The organism is Pseudomonas sp. SWI7 (assembly GCF_006351945.1).
GTDB classification, from domain to species: Bacteria; Pseudomonadota; Gammaproteobacteria; order Pseudomonadales; family Pseudomonadaceae; genus Aquipseudomonas; species Aquipseudomonas fulva.
On sequence record NZ_CP040930.1, the window covers coordinates 4755919 to 4773310 of the forward strand.

13 protein-coding genes and 1 pseudogene are annotated in these 17392 nt (G+C 62.8%); 4 read left to right on the forward strand and 10 right to left on the reverse strand.

Annotation, left to right across the window (positions count from 1 at the left end; genetic code table 11):
• Positions 1–55 precede the first annotated feature (55 nt).
• The 9 genes and pseudogenes from FH041_RS21795 to FH041_RS21835 form a co-directional block, all read right to left on the reverse strand.
• Positions 56–1024, reverse strand: coding sequence for a peptide ABC transporter ATP-binding protein (locus tag FH041_RS21795; protein ID WP_104926503.1), 969 nt, complete (start codon positions 1022–1024; stop codon positions 56–58).
• Entirely contained in the window at positions 1024–1992 is a 969-nt protein-coding gene (locus FH041_RS21800; protein WP_027913712.1) for an ABC transporter ATP-binding protein, read from the reverse strand. Before FH041_RS21800 ends, FH041_RS21795 begins: the two co-directional genes overlap by 1 nt.
• 11 nt (positions 1993–2003) lie before the next feature.
• Positions 2004–2929 (reverse strand): annotated as a pseudogene (locus tag FH041_RS21805) (ABC transporter permease subunit).
• 9 nt (positions 2930–2938) lie between these two features.
• Entirely contained in the window at positions 2939–3949 is a 1011-nt protein-coding gene (locus tag FH041_RS21810; protein ID WP_027913714.1) for an ABC transporter permease subunit, read from the reverse strand.
• 88 nt (positions 3950–4037) lie between these two features.
• Positions 4038–5648, reverse strand: coding sequence for an ABC transporter substrate-binding protein (locus tag FH041_RS21815; RefSeq protein WP_132578303.1), 1611 nt, complete (start codon positions 5646–5648; stop codon positions 4038–4040).
• A gap of 69 nt (positions 5649–5717) precedes the next feature.
• Entirely contained in the window at positions 5718–7097 is a 1380-nt protein-coding gene (locus FH041_RS21820; protein ID WP_027913716.1) for an OprD family porin, read from the reverse strand.
• 169 nt (positions 7098–7266) lie between these two features.
• Positions 7267–8859, reverse strand: a complete 1593-nt coding sequence (locus FH041_RS21825; protein WP_104926499.1) for an ABC transporter substrate-binding protein — start codon at positions 8857–8859, stop codon at positions 7267–7269.
• A 138-nt stretch (positions 8860–8997) separates the two neighbouring features.
• Complete coding sequence (locus tag FH041_RS21830) at positions 8998–10623, reverse strand: ABC transporter substrate-binding protein (RefSeq protein ID WP_140175063.1); 1626 nt, start codon at positions 10621–10623, stop codon at positions 8998–9000.
• 374 nt (positions 10624–10997) lie between these two features.
• Positions 10998–11714, reverse strand: a complete 717-nt coding sequence (locus FH041_RS21835) for an SIMPL domain-containing protein (RefSeq protein WP_027913719.1) — start codon at positions 11712–11714, stop codon at positions 10998–11000.
• A gap of 201 nt (positions 11715–11915) precedes the next feature.
• Here FH041_RS21835 and FH041_RS21840 point away from each other — a divergent pair, with 201 nt between their 5' ends.
• The 4 genes from FH041_RS21840 (at position 11916) to FH041_RS21855 (ending at position 16302) form a co-directional block, all read left to right on the forward strand.
• On the forward strand, positions 11916–13172 hold the full coding sequence (locus FH041_RS21840; RefSeq protein WP_027913720.1) for an ATP-binding protein: 1257 nt from the start codon (positions 11916–11918) through the stop codon (positions 13170–13172).
• On the forward strand, positions 13172–13732 hold the full coding sequence (locus FH041_RS21845) for a response regulator transcription factor (protein ID WP_027913721.1): 561 nt from the start codon (positions 13172–13174) through the stop codon (positions 13730–13732). The genes FH041_RS21840 and FH041_RS21845 overlap by 1 nt, the downstream gene beginning before the upstream one ends.
• 216 nt (positions 13733–13948) lie before the next feature.
• Complete coding sequence (locus FH041_RS21850; RefSeq protein ID WP_027913722.1) at positions 13949–14890, forward strand: AEC family transporter; 942 nt, start codon at positions 13949–13951, stop codon at positions 14888–14890.
• A gap of 50 nt (positions 14891–14940) precedes the next feature.
• On the forward strand, positions 14941–16302 hold the full coding sequence (locus tag FH041_RS21855; protein ID WP_111475511.1) for an amino acid permease: 1362 nt from the start codon (positions 14941–14943) through the stop codon (positions 16300–16302).
• A 13-nt stretch (positions 16303–16315) separates the two neighbouring features.
• Here FH041_RS21855 and FH041_RS21860 read toward each other — a convergent pair whose 3' ends face one another.
• A complete protein-coding gene (locus tag FH041_RS21860) occupies positions 16316–17359 on the reverse strand; it encodes a calcium/sodium antiporter (RefSeq protein WP_028687044.1) in 1044 nt (347 codons plus the stop codon).
• Between the last annotated feature and the right edge of the window lie 33 nt (positions 17360–17392).

Consider the following 17392-nt stretch of genomic DNA (forward strand, 5'->3'; position numbering starts at 1 on the left):
GAGTGAATTCGGAGCGGTCGTGGCGGTCCGCCCGACCGACCGCGCCGTACCTTCGTTAAAGAAACTGCTCCGCATAATGACAAGCCACCTGCCGGGTTTCCACTTGCCTGAACGCCGGCACCTCATTGGCGCAGCGATCGGTCGCGTAGGGGCAGCGTTTGTGAAAAGCGCAGCCATCCGGCGGGTTGAGCGGGTTGGGCAGCTCACCGGCAATGCGGATGCGCGGCTTGGACGGGTCTGGATGAATAGCGGGTGTGGCAGACAATAGAGCCTGGGTGTACGGATGCAGCGGCTTTTCGTAGATATCGGCTTTGGGCCCCATCTCCGCCGGCCTGCCCAAGTACATGACCAGCACATCGTCAGCCACGTGACGTACTACCGCCAGGTTGTGGGAGATGAATACATAACCGGTACCGTACTGCTGCTGCATGTCCATGAACAAGTTCAGCACCTGGGCCTGGATGGACACATCCAGTGCAGATGTCGGCTCGTCGGCCACCAACACCTTGGGCTGCAACATCATGGCCCGTGCCAGCGCGATACGCTGACGCTGCCCACCGGAGAACATGTGCGGATAGCGCTGGTAATGCTCCGGGCGCAGCCCCACCTGCTCCATCATCTTCTGCACCCTATCACGGCGCTGCGCCTTGCTCAGCGCGGTGTTGATCAGCAAAGGCTCGGCCAGCTGGTCACCGATCTTCTGCCGCGGGTTGAGCGAGGCGTAAGGGCTCTGGAAGACCATCTGCACGTCCCGGCGCAGTTGCTTGTGCTCGGCCTTGCTGGCTCCGGTGACCTCGGTACCTGCAATCTGCAGCGAGCCTGAGGTGGGCTGCTCGATCAGGGTCAGGGCGCGGGCCAGGGTCGACTTGCCGCAACCGGACTCACCGACTACCGCCAACGTCTTGCCCGCCTCCAGTTCGAACGAAACGCCATTGAGCGCGCGCACCAGCGCATGGCCCTTGAACAACCCGCGGGAGACTTCGTAATGCCGGGTCAGGTCCCGGGCCGATAGAACGACGGCCATCACGCCACCTCCTGGTTCAGTGGGTAGAAACAACGGGCCAGGCTCTGGGCCTTGGGGTCCAGGGCCGGGCGCTGGTGTCGGCAGTTGTCCTGCACATAAGGGCAACGCGGTGACAGCAGGCAACCCGTTGGCCGGTCATAGCGGCCCGGGACGATGCCAGGCAGGGTAGCCAAGCGCTCGGCACCCAGGCTGTGTTCGGGAATCGCCGCCAGCAGGGCTTCGGTATAGGGGTGGGCAGGGACGTCGAACAGCTCTGGCACCTGGCCCACCTCCACGGCCTGGCCTGCATACATCACGCACACCCGGCGCGCGGTCTCGGCCACTACCGCCAGGTCATGGGTGATCAGGATCAGGGCCATGTTGCGCTCCTGTTGCAGGTTGACCAGCAGCTCCATGATCTGCGCCTGGATGGTCACGTCCAGCGCCGTGGTCGGCTCATCGGCGATCAGCAGCTTCGGCTCACCGGCGATGGCCATGGCGATGGCCACCCGTTGGCTCATGCCGCCGGACAGTTGATGCGGATAAGCGTCCAGGCGGCTTTCGGCGGCCGGGATCTCGACCTTCTGCAGCAGTTCCAGGGCCCGTTGCCGCGCCGCCTTGCCCTTGAGGCCCAGGTGTTGACGCAGGACTTCTTCGATCTGATAACCCACGGTGTAGCTGGGGTTCAGGGCCGTCATGGGGTCTTGGAAGACCATGGCGATGTCCTTGCCGACCACCTTGCGCCGTTGCCGGCCGCTGAGGGTGAGCATGTCGGTACCGTCGAATGTCATGGCATCGGCCGTGATCCGGCCAGGGGCCTCGACCAGGCCCATCAGGGCCATCATGGTCACCGATTTGCCCGAGCCGGACTCGCCGACGATGGCCAGGATTTCGCCGGCTTGAACCTGTAAGTCCAGCCCGTCCACCACTGGCACGGCGTCCGCGTCGCCAAAACGCACGTTGAGGTTGTTGATCTGCAACAAAGACATGGGTGTGCTCCTCAGGCGGCGTTCTTGAGTTTGGGGTCGAGCGCATCGCGCAGGCCATCACCCATCAGGTTGATCGCCAGTACGCTGAGCAGGATGGTCAGGCCCGGCAGGCTCACCACCCACCAGGCGCGCTCGATGTAATCCCTGGCCGAGGCCAGCATGGTGCCCCACTCCGGCGTCGGGGGTTGCACACCAAGGCCCAGGAAGCCCAGGGCGGCGGCGTCGAGAATGGCCGAGGAAAAGCTCAAGGTGGCCTGCACGATCAGCGGCGCCATGCAGTTGGGCAGCACGGTCACGAACATCAGGCGCCCCAGCCCAGCGCCTGCCAGCCGGGCAGCGGTGACGTAGTCGCGGTTCAGCTCGCCCATCACGGCGGCGCGGGTCAGGCGCACGTAGGAGGGCAGCGAGACGATGGCAATGGCGATCACGGTGTTGATCAGGCCAGGGCCGAGGATGGCGACGATGGCGACGGCCAGCAGCAGCGAGGGCAGGGCCAGCATCACGTCCATCAGGCGCATGATCGAAGGGCCGACGAAGTGCGGGAAGAAGCCCGCCAGCAACCCGAGCAGAATGCCGGGGATCAACGATATCACCACCGAGGACAAGCCAATCAGCAAGGACAGGCGCGCCCCTTGGATCAAGCGCGAGAGCAGGTCGCGGCCAAGCTCATCGGTGCCCAGGATGAACTGCCAAGTGCCACCCTCCAGCCACACCGGGGGGTGAGCAGAAAGTCGCGGTACTGCTCGCTGGGGTCGTGGGGCGCGACCCAGGGCGCGAACAGCGCGCAGAACACCACCACGCACATGAACGCCAGGCCCATCACCGCGCCCTTGTTGCGCGCGAAGGCCTGCCAGAATTCCTTGTAGGGCGAGGGGTAGAGAAGGCTCTGGTCCACCGGGCTGACCGGGGACAAGGTTTTTGCAGTCGGGTTGGTCATGACGGGGCCTCAGCGCTGATGACGGATGCGTGGATTGGCCAGGCCGTAGAGAATGTCCACGACGAAGTTGACCAGGATCACCAGGCAGGCAATCAACAGAATGCCGTTCTGGACCACGGGGTAGTCACGGGCGCCGATGGCTTCGATCAGCCATTTGCCGATGCCCGGCCAGGAGAAAATGGTTTCGGTCAACACCGCACCGGCCAGCAAGGTGCCGACCTGCAGGCCGAACACGGTCAGGACGGGAATCAGGGCGTTGCGCAAGCCGTGCATGAACACGACCCGGGCCGGGGACAGCCCCTTGGCACGCGCCGTGCGGATGTAGTCCTCGCGCAACACTTCGAGCATGGAGGAACGCGTCATGCGTGCGATCACCGCCAGCGGGATGGTACCCAGTACGATGGCCGGCAGAATCAGGTGCATCACGGCATCCTTGAACGAACCCTCTTCGTCGCTGAGCAGGGTGTCGATGAGCATGAAACCGGTCTTGGGCTCGATGTCATAGAGCAGGTCGATGCGCCCGGATACCGGGGTCCAGCCCAGGCTCACCGAGAAGAACATGATCAGGATCAGGCCCCACCAGAAGATCGGCATCGAGTAGCCCGCCAGCGAAATCCCCATCACCCCATGGTCGAACAGCGACCCGCGCTTGAGCGCGGCGATCACCCCGGCCAGCAAGCCGACCACGCCGGCGAACAGCAAGGCGGCCATGGCCAGTTCCAGGGTGGCCGGGAACAAGGTGGTGAACTCGCTCCATACGCTCTCGCGCGTGCGCAGCGACTCGCCCAGGTCGCCCTGGGCCAGCTTGCCGATGTAGTCCAGGTACTGGGCCGGCAACGGTTTGTTCAGGCCCAGGCGCTCCATGGCCTGGGCGTGCATTTCCGGGTCGACCCTGCGTTCGCCCATCATCACTTCCACCGGGTCACCGGGGATCAGGCGTATCAGCGCGAAGGTCAGCAAGGTGATGCCGAAAAAGGTCGGGATCAACAGGCCCAAGCGCCGGGCAATAAAACTCAACATGGTCGCAGTTACCTCATCAGGCCGCATGGCAGGTACCTGCCACGGCAGTGCCGCCGCTGCCCACAGGGCAACGGCGGTCGTTGTTGTTCTACTTCACTCGGGTGGTAGCGAAGTTGTTGCTGGTCAAGGGGCTGATCACGTAGCCCTCCACGTTCTCACGCATGGCCGTGAACACCTTGGGGTGGGCCATGCTGATCCAGGGCTGGTCCTCATCGTACACCGTCAATGCCTCGCTATAGAGCCTGGCACGCTCCTCGTTGTCGCTCACCTCGCGGGCGCGTGTGATCAATGCCTGGAATTTCGAGTTGCACCAGCGTGCATAGTTCTCGCCATTACTAGCCGCCTCGCAACTGAGCAGGGGGGTGAGAAAGTTGTCCGGGTCGCCGTTGTCGCCGGCCCAGCCACTGGACACCAGGTCCGCCTCGCCTTTCTTGGCACGGCGCAGCATTTCGGCCCACTCCATGACACGGATATCCAACTTCAGGCCGATCTGCGCCAGGTCGGCCTGAAGCATCTCGGCGGACAGTCGCGGGTTCGGGTTAGTCGGGCCGCCGCCATTGCGGGTGAACAGGGTAATGACCGTGCCCTGGGGGACACCGGCTTGTTTTAGCAGCGCACGCGCCTGGTCGAGATCGCGTGGCGGGTTCTGGTTGTCGGTGTTGTAGCCGATCATCGAAGGGGGATACGGGTTGACGCCCACCAGCGCGTTGCCTTTGCCGAATAGCTGGTCGACGTGGGTCTGGCGGTCGAAGGCCATGTTGATCGCCTTGCGCACGCGTACATCACTCAGGTACGGATGCTGGGTGTTCATGGCGATGTAACCGGTCACCAGCGCTTCGGTCTGGGCGACCTTCAGGCGCGGGTCCGCCACGATCGACGGTACATCGTCCGGTTTGGGGTACAACGCAACCTGGCACTCGTTGGCGCGCAACTTTTGCAGGCGAACATTACTGTCGGTGGCGATGGCGAAAATCAGGGCATCGGCGGGCGGCTTGCCCCGGAAATAGTCAGGGTTGGGCTTGAAGCGGACCTGGGCATCCTTGTTGTAGCGCTGGAAAATGAACGGCCCTGTGCCGATTGGCTTGCTGTTGAGCTCTGCCGTCTTGCCGGCTGCCAACAACTGATCACCGTACTCGGCGGAGTAGATGGACGTGAAGCCCATGGCCATGTCGCGCAGCAAAGGCGCCTCTGGCCGGGTCAAGGTGATCACCACGGTGTAGTCGTCGGTCTTGTCCACCGACTTGAGCAACGAATTGAAGGCCATGCTCTCGAAGTAGGGGTAGCCGATGCTGGTCTTGTCGTGCCAGGGGTGGCTCGGGTCAAGCTGGCGGCGCAAGCTCCACAGCACATCGTCGGCGTTCAGGTCGCGGCTGGGCTTGAAATAGTCGGTGGTGTGGAACTTGACCCCTCGGCGAAGGTGGAAGGTATAGGTCAGGCCGTCGGAGGAGATGTCCCAACGCTCGGCCAGGGCCGGTTGGACATCCGTGGTGCCGGGCTTGAAGTCCACCAGGCGGTTGAAGAGGGTTTCGGCCGCCGCGTCGAACGTCACCGCCGTGGTGTATTGCACCACATCGAACCCTTCGGGGCTGGCCTCGGTGCACACCACCAGCGGCTTGGCGGCCAGCTGGGATGTACTGCCCAAAAGCAGCGTTGCCAGCAACAGCCGCAGCGCCGATGTCTTCTTGGTCACAGCGTGCATGGATCAATTCTCCCTGCGTTGTGCTCCAGCCTGACGCCCGACCCGCTGGCAAGCGGGCCAGGCGGCCGGTCAGAGGATGTTGAACGGGATGGTGGTCACGAGCCTGAATTCGTTCAGGCTGCCATCGCCCTGTGCCTTGCTTGCGCGGTGTGTGGTGTAGGTGGCGCGGATGCTGGTGTCCTTGAGCGGTCCGCTCTGTACGGCGTAGCTGGTGCCGATACCCCACTCGTAATGGGTCTCGCCATCGAGGCCCTGGACGTCATAGGCGCTACCGCGGTAATGGGTGCCGTCGATGCCCCAGCCCCGGGCGTTGTACAGGTTGAATTTCAGCCCTGGCACGCCGTAGTAAGCCATGTTGAGCACATAGGATAACTGCAGCGATTTCTCGTTCGGGCCGTTGAAGTCCGACAGCAGCGAGTTGGCCAGGTAGATGCCGTTGGTTTCGTGGAGGTAGTCGAAATACTCGTTGCCATTGACCTGCTGCCAGGCGGCGGTGAGGGTGTGCGCCTGATGGGTCAGGCCCAGCGACAGGCTGTAGGTGTCGTTGTCGATTTCGCCCATCTTGCGGCTGCCGGCGTCCACGGTCTTGTAGTAGTTGAGGCCCGTGGACAGGCTGAGCACGGCGCTGTCGCCGAACATGTGATTGGCGCCGAAGTAGTACTGGTTCCAGAAATCGTCGACCTTGGTGGCATACAGGCTGGTGGTCAGGCTCTTGAGGGGCTGGTAGTTGATACCGACCGTGCTGGCGCGGTCCGTTTCCACCCCGGCCGCACCGTATTCGCTGCGGAACTTGCTCAGGCTCTGCTCGGTACGGGGCGAGACCCGGTCGAAGGTACCCAGGTCGAACGTCAGGTTGTCGAATTCAGCGCTGTGCAGGAATGCGCCCTGAAAACTGGAGGGCAGGGCGCGGTTACCGATAAAGGCGATCATCGGGGTATCGACGGCCTGGCGACCGAGGGTCAGGGTGGTATTGGAAAGACGCGCCTTGACGTTGCCCAGCCCCAGTTTGCTCCACTGGCCGATGGCGTCGCCGTCGCTGTGGGTCAGGGTACGGTTGTTGGGACCTGCGATCGCTTCGCGGTCCTGCTGCAGGGCGATGGCGTTATAGCCGGCTGCCTCCACGGCAAAGCCCACCGTGCCCTGGGTAAAGCCCGAGGTGTAGTTGAGGATGGTGCCTTGCACCCAGTTTTCACGGGTGTGGGTCGGGTGACGGGTGCCGTCGCTCTTGTAGTAGCGCCACAGCGGTGCGCGGGTGGCGCGTTCGCGGGCGTACCAGTTGCGCGTCGTCCCGCCCAAGCTCTGGCCATCGACGAAACCCTTGGCCTGCGCTTGGGCGCTTTCGGCTGCGAGGGTGAGCGGCAAGTAGGCCTGGCTCTGTGGATCGGCGTGGACGGTGGTGGTTGCTGCACCTATGGCTAACGCCAGTGCGCTCGAATTGAACAGTCTCACGATAGAAGCTCCTTTTCATTTCTAGTTATTGCCGGCCTTGTGGGCCGGGTGGGTGTTGCCGTGTTGCCGTGTTGCCTGGGGCGCCCCGGGATCACCGAGGCTTAAGCGGGCGATGGGTAGGCATGGCGCGCGGGTCTCCCCCCCTGCGCGCCCTGCCTGCCAGTCGGTGCTAATCGACGCTGACGCCGGAAAACTCGTTGCGCCCGAACGGGCTGACCTTGAACCCGGACACTCGGGTGCTCAGGGGCTGATTGACAGTGGAGTGGGCCACTGGCGTGATCGGCACCTGCTGCTTGAGCCGCTGCTGGGCTTGCTGATAGAGCGTGGTGCGCTGAGCTTGGTCGGTAACCTGCTTGGCTTGCTTGACCAGGCTGTCGTACTGCGGGTCGCACCATTGCGAATAGTTGTTGCTGCCAATGGCGTCGCAGCTGTACAGCGTACCCAGCCAGTTGTCGGGGTCGCCGTTGTCACCGGTCCAGCCGATCAGCGCCACATCGTGCTCGCCGCTCTTGAGGCGCTTGATGTATTCGCCCCATTCGTAGCTGACAATGCGCACCTTCAAGCCCAGCTTGCTCCAATCGGCCTGGAGCATTTCGGCCATCAGCTTGGCGTTGGGGTTGTAGGGGCGTTGCACCGGCATGGCCCACAGAGTGATTTCGGTGCCAGGCTTGACCCCGGCCTGTTCGAGCAGCTGGCGGGCTTTTTCCGGGTCGTGCGGTGCATCGGTGATGCTAGTGTCGTAGGACCACTGGGTGGGCGGCATGGCGTTGACCGCCCGTTGTCCTGCTTCCTGGTAGACCGCCTGCAGGATGGCCTGCTTGTTGACTGCCATGTCCATGGCCTGGCGCACCTCGAGCCGATCGAATGGCGGGTGCTGGGTGTTGTAGGCGATATAGCCCAGGTTGAACCCTGCTTGCTGCAAGACCTGCACGTTCGTGTCCTGCTTGAGCCCTGGCAGGTCGGCCGGCCGCGGATGCAGGGTGACCTGGCACTCGTTGCGGCGCAGTTTCTGGATGCGCACCGACGGATCGACATTGATCGAGAACACCAGGTTGTCGAGCTTCACCTGCTCGGGCGCCCAGTAGGCACGGTTGGCCTTGTAGCGGATCTGCGAGTCTTTCTGGTAGCGCTGGAACACGAACGGGCCGGTGCCTATCGGTTGCTGGTTGATGTCGCTAGGGCGGCCGGTTTTAAGCAACTGCTCGGCGTATTCGGCGGACAGGATCGAGGCAAAGCTCATGGCCAGGTTCTGGATGAACGCGGCATCTACGGTGTGCAGCGTGAACACCACGGTGAACGGGTCGGTCTTTTCGACGCCTGCGATGTTCATGTCCAGGCCCATGCTGACGAAGTAGGGAAACTCGGTGGGGTAGGCCTTGCGAAACGGGTGCTGCCTGTCGAGCATGCGGTTGAAGGTGAACAGCACGTCGTCTGCGTTGAAGGGCCGGCTGGGGGTGAAGGCCTTGTTGCTGTGAAAGCTCACGCCTTCGCGCAGGTGAAAGGTGTAGCGCAGGCCGTCCTCGGTGACTTCCCAGCGGGTGGCCAGGGCAGGGTGTACCGCCGTGCCGCCGCGCTCGAACTCCACCAGGCGGTTATAGATCGGCTGGGCCGCGTCATTGTCGGTGGCGGTGGTGTATTGGGCCGTATCGAAACCGGCCGGGCTGCCTTCGGAGCAGAACACCAAGTTGTTGGCCATCACGGCTGGCGTCTGGCCGACCAGGGCCAGGGCGAGCAGTGTAGAAAGTCGGGTCACGTGGCGCATGCTAAGTCCTTTTGGGTGCTGTGCCGGCTCCGGGCACGAATCGCGGCAACAGTTCGCCTGTCCCGTACGCTTGGCAGCGGGACGACTGGATATGAATGGGGTGGGTCAGGCGCCCGTCAGGCGGGCGCAGCCCTCAGGCTATTTGTCGACGCTGACGCCGTAGAACGCGTTGAGGGCAAATGGACTGATCTTGAAGTCCTTCACCTTGGCACTCATGGGCTGGTAGACGGTGGAGTGGGCGATCGGGGTGATCGGCACCTGCTCCTTGAGGATGTGCTGGGCTTTCTGATAAAGCTCGGTGCGCTTGGCCTGGTCGGAGGTGGCCTTGGCCTGCTTGATCAGGTCATCGTAGGGCTTGTAGCACCACTTGGAGAAGTTGTTGCCGTCGATGGCGTCGCAGCCATACAAGGTGCCCAGCCAGTTGTCAGGGTCGCCATTGTCCCCGCTCCAGCCAATGAGCATGGCGCCTTGTTCGCCCGCCTTGGAGCGCTTGATGTACTCGCCCCACTCATAGCTGACGATCTTGGCCTTGATGCCGATCTTGGCCCAGTCTGCCTGGAGCATCTCGGCCATCAGTTTGGCGTTGGGGTTGTACGGCCGCTGGACCGGCATGGCCCACAGGGTGATTTCAGTGCCGTCCTTGATGCCGGCTTCCTTGAGCAACTGGCGGGCCTTGTCGGGCTCGTGGGGAGCGTCCTTGATGCTGCTGTCATACGACCACTGGGTCGGCGGCATGGCATTGACCGCCAGCTGGCCCGCCCCCTGGTACACCGACTCGATGATTTTCTGCTTGTCCACGGCCATGTCCAGCGCCTGGCGCACCTTGAGCTGGGCCATGGGGTTGGGCTGGTTGCTGCCCTTGACCTGGTCCATCACGTTGTAGGCGATGTAGCCCAGGTTGAAGCCCGCTTGCTGGGGCATCTGCAGCTTGGAGTCCTGCTTGAGCGGCGCGATATCGGCCGGACGCGGGAACAGCGTGACCTGGCACTCGTTCTTCTTGAGTTTCTGCATGCGCACCGAAGCATCGGTGGTGATGGCGAAGATCAGGTTGTCGATCTTCACGTCCTCGGGTTTCCAATAGTCCTTGTTGCCCTTGAAGCGGATCTGCGCGTCCTTCTGGTACTTGCTGAACACGAACGGGCCAGTGCCGATCGGCTTCTGGTTGATGTCGGCGGCCTTGCCGTTCTTGAGCAACTGGTCGGCGTACTCGGCGGACTGGATGGACGCGAAGCTCATGGCCAGGTTCTGGATGAAGGCGGCGTCGACGTCGTTGAGGGTGAACTTGACCGTGTGCTCGTCCAGTTTCTCGATCCCGGCGATGTTCTTGTCCATGCCCATGTCGGTGAAGTACGGGAACTCGGTGGGGTAGGCCTTGCGGAATGGATGGTCCTTGTCGAGCATGCGGTTGAACGTGAACAGCACGTCGTCTGCATTGAACGGGCGGGTGGGCTTGAAGTAGTCGGTGGTGTGGAACTTCACGCCTTCGCGCAGGTGGAAGGTGTAGGTCTTGCCATCTTCTGCAACCTCCCAGCGCGTTGCCAGCCCCGGAATGACCGCAGTGCCGCCCCGCTCGAACTGAGTCAACCGGTTGAAGACCGTTTCGGCCGAGGCGTCGAAATCGGTACCGGTGGTGTATTGCCCCGGGTCGAAGCCGGCCGGGCTGCCTTCTGAACAGAACACCAGGTTCGAAGCGGCGAAGGCCGACGGCGCGCCAGTGAGCAAACCTGCGCCTAGCAGGAACGGAATGACTGCATGTTTGAGCATGTTGGCCTCATTGTTGTCATTGTTCAGAGAGGGCGGCCTCGTGAGCCGACCTGCGGATACTTATGCAGGGGTGGGCCCAATGCAATATGCACAAGGTTAGTCGGGACTTGAAAAGTGGCACGGCAGTACATGAATGTCGCATCGGTGTAACTTTTGGCGGAGTTAAACGTTTGCGAGGGCAAAATGATGGCTTTTTGCTGAATATTGCTGATTGGATGAGGATGTCGGGAAAGGCTTAAGAGGGTGTAGGAAATCTCTTAAAATGCGGGCCTTTCTTCAGGGGAGGGTAAAAAGCCCTGGCGGGGCAGTTAAGGCGCCAGGGCATCAGCTGCTGGTCAGGGGCAGCCCTTGGACCTGCCCCTGCCACCTCGCCGTCAAGGCATCTGCACTTCGATCAAGCCATCGGCGTTCATGCTCACTTCGCTGGTGCCCGCCTCGATGTCCGGCGCTGGCGCAGCTTCGTCTGCTGCCATGGCCTTCATCGCCATTGGTGCACTGCGCAGGTAAGGCCGTGGATAGCCGCTGCTGTTCAGGTTGAGGCTGACTACTTTGTAACCACTGCCGCCCAGGGCTTCGGTGGCCAATTGGGCGCGCGCCTTGAATGCGTCGACGGCTTCCTTGAGCAGCGCGTCTTCGCTGGACTTGCGGGTAGCCGGTGCGATGGAGAAGTCCATGCCGCCCATTTTCAGGTCTTGCAGCAGCTCGGCGGTGAGCTGTGAAAGCGCCGGGAAGTCCGCGCTTTCGAGCCGCAGCTCGGCACGCTCGCGCCAGCCGGTGATTTTCTGGCCTTTGGTGTCGTACACCGGGTAGCTGTTGCGGCTGCCCTGGCTGATCTTGACGTCCTTGACCTGGCGCGACTGCTGCACAGCCTTGTTCATGGTCTCGGTGATCTGCTTGGCAAGCTTGCCCGGGTCGGTGTTCTGCGCTTCGCTGTAGAGGGTCACGACCATCAGGTCGCGTGCCACTTCCTTGCTCACTTCGGCGCGCAGTGACACCTGATTGAAGCGCGGCTCATCGGCGGCCAGCGCTGGCAAGCTGGCCAGCAAACCGCAGGACAAGAGAAGGGCAGCGCCGCGACGTTGGATTAGCATAAGGTGCTCCTTGGCAGATGAAAGCGTGGGGTGTGGCCATCCATTCCACGCATGGCCCATCAGACCGGGAACAGTGTAGTGGGTTCAGCGCTGGCCCCATGAAGCTGTGACAAAGTGTGGCGCTTTGCCGCATCACTGCAGCAGCATGCCCCGCTTCGGTATACTCCAGCCGATTTTCTGGAGCACTCATCAGGAGAGCTCATGCTCGCCGCCGCACAACCGCTGTCCGCTACGCGCCAGAACCTCTGGCGACTGACCGTTATTCGCGTCCTGGTTTTGGCCGCCCAGGCCGGCTCGGTCGGCGTGGCCTACTGGACCGAGCTGCTGCCACTGCCCTGGCTGTCGCTGGCCGGCACCCTGGCCTTGTCCTCGCTGCTGTGCGCCTTCACGGCGCTGCGCCTGCGCCTGTCGCTGCCGGTCACCGAACTCGAATATGCCCTGCAACTGGCGTGCGACCTGTTGATACACAGCGCTCTGCTGTACTACTCCGGCGGCTCGACCAACCCTTTCGTGTCCTACTACCTGGTACCGCTGGCGATCGCGGCGGTGACGCTGCCCTGGCTGTATTCGCTGATTCTGTCCGGCATCGCGCTGACGGCCTACAGCCTGCTGCTGGTGCAGTTCTACCCGCTTGAGGGCCTGCCGCTGGCACGGGACAAGATGCAGGTCTACGGCATGTGGCTGAGCATTGCGCTGGCCGCGGCGGTGATCACCTTCTTTGCCGCGCGCATGGCCGAGGAGCTTCGGCGCCAGGAACACCTGCGCTCGGAGCGGCGCGAAGAAAGCCTGCGCGATGAGCAATTGCTGGCCGTGGCCACCCAGGCGGCGGGCGCGGCCCACGAGCTGGGTACGCCGCTGGCGACGATGAGCGTGTTGCTCAACGAGATGCGCCAGGACCATACTGATCCGCTGCTGCAGGAAGACCTGCAGATTCTTCAGGACCAGGTCAAACTGTGCAAAGAAACACTGCAACAGCTGGTTCGCGCCGCCGAGGCCAATCGCCGCCTGGCCATTGTCGAGCAGGAGGTCACCGTCTGGCTCGACGAGGCCCTCAACCGCTGGCACCTGATGCGCCCGGAAGCCAGTTACCGCTTCCAGCGCCTGCGTGATGGGCTCGTCCCTCGGTTGACGCCGCCGCCTGACCTGACCCAGGCACTGCTCAACTTGTTGAACAACGCCGCCGACGCCTGTCCTGATGACCTGGAGGTGCGCCTGGACTGGGATCACCAGGACATCGTCATCAGCATTCGCGACCATGGCCCTGGCGTACCGCCGGCCATCGCCGAGGCCATTGGCAAACCTTTCATTACCACCAAGGGCAAGGGCTTCGGCCTGGGCCTGTTCCTGAGCAAGGCCAGCGTCACCCGTGCGGGTGGCTCAGTGAAACTCTATAGTCATGAACAAGGTGGCACCCTGACCGAATTGCGCCTGCCCTATGGCACGCGAGGAGAAGCATGATGAGTGAAGAAACCCAGGTTGAAACCGAAGAGCTGCCGCACCTGCTGTTGGTGGACGACGATGCTACCTTCACCAGGGTGATGGCCCGGGCCATGAGCCGCAGGGGCTTTCGGGTAAGCACCGCCAGCTCGGCCGAAGAAGGTTTGATCCTGGCCCAGCAAGACCTGCCGGACTACGCCACGCTCGACCTGAAAATGGAAGGGGATTCGGGCCTGGTGCTGCTGCCCAAGCTGCTGGAGCTGGACCCGGAAATGCGGGTCGTCATCCTGACCGGGTACTCGAGCATCGCCACGGCCGTGGAAGCGGTCAAGCGCGGCGCCTGCAACTACCTGTGCAAACCGGCTGACGCTGACGACGTACTGGCGGCCCTGTTGTCCGAGCATACCGACCTGGACACCCTGGTGCCGGAAAACCCCATGTCCGTGGACCGTCTGCAGTGGGAACACATCCAGCGCGTGCTGAACGAGCACGAGGGCAACATCTCGGCGACCGCACGCGCGCTAGGCATGCACCGCCGGACACTGCAGCGCAAATTGCAGAAGCGGCCAGTTCGGCGCTGAATCGTGCTGTAGGCGCGGCCTGTTGCCGCGAGGTAGCGGCCCCGACAACATGCGCTGCGCAGCTGACACCTGGGGCTGCTGCGCAGCCCATCGCGGCCGGTCCAGTGCCCCGGCAGGGCACGGTTGCGCTCCCATCACCGCACAATGCCCGCAAATCCTGGCCGTTGGCGTATCATTAGCCCCCTAACGGCAACCCCCTTTCAGGATCGTGCGCCCATGCTTGCCCTTCTCATCCAGACGCTGAACATCACGGCGCCCGTTTTCGCCATGCTGTTTCTGGGCGTGTTGCTTCGCCGTATCCACCTGATCGACGACAACTTCAACAAGGTCGCTTCGCAACTGGTGTTCAACGTCTGCATGCCGGCCTTGCTGTTTCTGGGCATCTATCATGCCGACCTGGCGGCGGCGGTCCGGCCAGGGATCATGATCTATTTCACGGTGGCCACCCTGGCCGGATTTGCCATCGCCTGGGGCATGGCCGTCTGGCGCAGCCCGTGGGCCGACCGTGGTATCTACACCCAAGGCGCCTTTCGCGGCAACAACGGGGTGATTGGCCTGGCGCTGGCCGCAAGCTTGTACGGCGACTATGGCATCTCACTGGGTGCGGTACTGGCTGGGTTGGTGATCCTGTTGTACAACTCGTTGTCTGCCATCGTGCTGGCGGTCTACAGCCCCGACCTGAAGTCCGACCCGTGGAGCATCCTCAAAAGCATCCTGAAAAATCCGCTGATTCTCAGCGTGCTGGTCGCCATTCCCATGGCCTACGGCCAGGTCCCTTTGCCGAATTGGCTGCTCACCTCCGGTGACTACCTGGCGCAGATGACCTTACCCCTTGCCCTGATCTGCATTGGCGGCACCCTGTCGCTGACGGCCCTGCGCGACAGCGGCAGGTTGGCCGTGGACGCCAGCCTGGTGAAAATGGCCTGGCTGCCACTCGTTGGGACCCTGGGTGCCTGGCTTTGTGGTTTTCGCGGGGCCGAACTGGGCATCCTGTTTCTCTACATCGGCAGCCCCACCGCAGCGGCCAGCTACGTGATGGCGCGTGCGGCCAACGGCAACCATGAACTGGCCGCGTCAATCATCGTGATTACCACGCTGATGGCCGCGATCACCACCAACATTGGTATTTTCATCTTGCAGTGGGGCGGATGGATCTAGATCCTTGACTGCAAACAACAGCATTGCCTCACTGAGCGAAAGGACACTTCATGCAAGACCAGAGCACGCCCGAGCGGTTACAGCGCGGGCTGAAGAATCGTCACATCCAGCTGATCGCGCTCGGCGGCGCCATCGGCACGGGGTTGTTCCTGGGCATTGCCCAGACCATCCAGCTGGCCGGCCCCTCCGTTTTGCTGGGCTATGCCATTGCTGGCCTAATGGCGTTCCTGATCATGCGCCAGCTCGGGGAAATGGTCGTCGAAGAGCCGGTGGCCGGTAGCTTCAGCCATTTTGCCCACCAGTACTGGAGCGAGTTCGCAGGCTTCGTGTCTGGCTGGAACTACTGGGTGGTCTACGTGTTGGTCGGCATGGCCGAGCTGACGGCGGTGGGTATCTACGTCCAGTACTGGTGGCCTGACTTTCCAACCTGGGCCACGGCCGCGATCTTCTTTGTGGTGATCAACCTGATCAACCTCACCCAGGTGAAGGTCTATGGCGAGATGGAGTTCTGGTTCGCCTTGGTAAAAGTCGTGGCCATCGTCAGCATGATAGGTTACGGCGCCTGGTTGCTCAGCACCGGTAACGGCGGCCCGGACGCCAGCGTGGCCAACCTGTGGCAATACGGCGGGTTCTTCCCCAATGGCGTGAGCGGCCTGGTCATGGCCCTGGCCGTGATCATGTTTTCGTTCGGTGGCCTGGAACTGGTAGGCATCACGGCCGCCGAAGCCGACAATCCGCGCCAGAGCATTCCCAAGGCCACCAACCAGGTGGTCTACCGGATCCTGATCTTCTACATCGGCGCGCTGGCGGTGCTGCTTTCGTTGTACCCCTGGCAGAAGGTGGTACAAGGCGGCAGTCCATTTGTGATGATCTTCCATGAGCTGGACAGCGACCTGGTCGCGACCATCCTCAACATCGTGGTCCTGACAGCGGCGCTGTCGGTCTACAACAGCTGCGTGTACGCCAACAGTCGCATGCTGTTCGGCCTGGCTAGCCAAGGTGACGCCCCGCGTCAATTGCTGAAGGTCAGCCGCAGCGGTGTACCCCTGGCAGCTTTAGGCATTTCTGCCCTGGCCACGGGCCTGTGTGTGGTGATCAACTACCTGATGCCCGGCGAAGCCTTTGGCCTGCTGATGGCACTGGCGGTGTCGGCGCTGGTGATCAACTGGGCCAGCATCAGCATCACCCACCTCAAGTTCCGCAAGGCCAAGCGCGCGGCAGGGGTACAGCCGTTCTACCAGAGCCTGGGCCATCCGTTCACCAACTACCTGTGCCTGGCCTTCATCGTGCTGATCCTGGTGGTGATGTACCTGACGCCGCCCATTCGCATCTCGGTGATGCTGATCCCCGGCTGGATCCTGCTGCTCTGGGTAGCCTTCAAGTTGAAGAAGGCCCGTCAGGCCAGCCGCTGATCCGACTTGCGGCTCAATGCTGGCGGCGCCAGGCGCGCACCGTGGTGTACACCAACACAACCGCCAGCACGGGCAATACGTAGAGCAGCATCAGGCGCTCCAGGCGCCCGGCCAGGGGCATGCCCATGGTGAACGCGGCGATGTGCAGGCCGTAGGCCAGGTACAGGCACAGGAACACCAGTCCTTCGGCCCGGGTGATGCGATAGCCTGAATAGAACACCGGCAAGCTCAACGCGGCCACACCCAGCATGACGGGCAGGTCGAAATCCAGCGCATTGGGCGAAATCGACAGGGGCTCGGGGGTCACCACGGCGGTCAGGCCCAATACGCCCAACAGGTTGAACAGGTTGCTGCCGATCACCGTGCCCACGGCGATCTCGCGTTCACCGCGCAAGGCAGCGATCAGGGCTGCTGCCAGTTCCGGCAACGACGTGCAGATGGCGACCACCGTAAGGCCGATGACGCGCTCGGACAGGCCCAGGTCAGTGGCCACTTCCACGGCAGCGTCGAGCAGCAGATGACCGGCCAGGCTCAGCAGGGCAAGGCCTGCCATCACCAACAGTAACGTCCCGCACCAGAAGCGTGCCGGGCTTTGTGGCACCGATGGCGGGGCAGGGTATGTGCGTGCGTAGTGACGGGACTGGTGCCAGAGCATGGCCAGGTAACCCACCAGCCCCATCAGCAGCAATACGCCTTCAACGCGGCCCAGATAGCCATTGGCAGCCAACCCGTAGACCAGGGCGCTGGCCAGGATCATCAGCGGAATATCCAGGCGTACCAGCTGGCGAGACACGCGAAGGGGAATGACCAGCGCTGCCAGGCCAAGAATGGCCAGCACATTGAAGATGTTGCTGCCGATGACGCTGCCCACGGCAACGTCCGGTGCGCCTTGGTAGGCGGCCTGCAGGCTGAGGGTCAACTGGGGGGCAGTGCTGCCGAATGCCACCAGGCTCAGCCCGATGATCAGCGGCCGCACGTGGAGGCGTTGCGCCAGGCGCAGTGCAGCCCGTACCAGCAGTTCGGCGCCTGCGACCAGCAGCAGCAAAGCGATGCCCAGCTGCAGCAGGCTGAACGTGGGGAGGGTGGCCAG

What these genes read in the sequence shown, in the direction of transcription:
- FH041_RS21795 (WP_104926503.1), bottom strand. Translation starts at nt 1,024, where the DNA reads ATGGCCGTCGTTCTATCGGCCCGGGACCTGACCCGGCATTACGAAGTC.
- FH041_RS21800 (WP_027913712.1), bottom strand. Translation starts at nt 1,992, where the DNA reads ATGTCTTTGTTGCAGATCAACAACCTCAACGTGCGTTTTGGCGACGCG.
- FH041_RS21810 (WP_027913714.1), bottom strand. Translation starts at nt 3,949, where the DNA reads ATGTTGAGTTTTATTGCCCGGCGCTTGGGCCTGTTGATCCCGACCTTT.
- FH041_RS21815 (WP_132578303.1), bottom strand. Translation starts at nt 5,648, where the DNA reads ATGCACGCTGTGACCAAGAAGACATCGGCGCTGCGGCTGTTGCTGGCA.
- FH041_RS21825 (WP_104926499.1), bottom strand. Translation starts at nt 8,859, where the DNA reads ATGCGCCACGTGACCCGACTTTCTACACTGCTCGCCCTGGCCCTGGTC.
- FH041_RS21830 (WP_140175063.1), bottom strand. Translation starts at nt 10,623, where the DNA reads ATGCTCAAACATGCAGTCATTCCGTTCCTGCTAGGCGCAGGTTTGCTC.
- FH041_RS21835 (WP_027913719.1), bottom strand. Translation starts at nt 11,714, where the DNA reads ATGCTAATCCAACGTCGCGGCGCTGCCCTTCTCTTGTCCTGCGGTTTG.
- FH041_RS21840 (WP_027913720.1), top strand. Translation starts at nt 11,916, where the DNA reads ATGCTCGCCGCCGCACAACCGCTGTCCGCTACGCGCCAGAACCTCTGG.
- FH041_RS21845 (WP_027913721.1), top strand. Translation starts at nt 13,172, where the DNA reads ATGAGTGAAGAAACCCAGGTTGAAACCGAAGAGCTGCCGCACCTGCTG.
- FH041_RS21850 (WP_027913722.1), top strand. Translation starts at nt 13,949, where the DNA reads ATGCTTGCCCTTCTCATCCAGACGCTGAACATCACGGCGCCCGTTTTC.
- FH041_RS21855 (WP_111475511.1), top strand. Translation starts at nt 14,941, where the DNA reads ATGCAAGACCAGAGCACGCCCGAGCGGTTACAGCGCGGGCTGAAGAAT.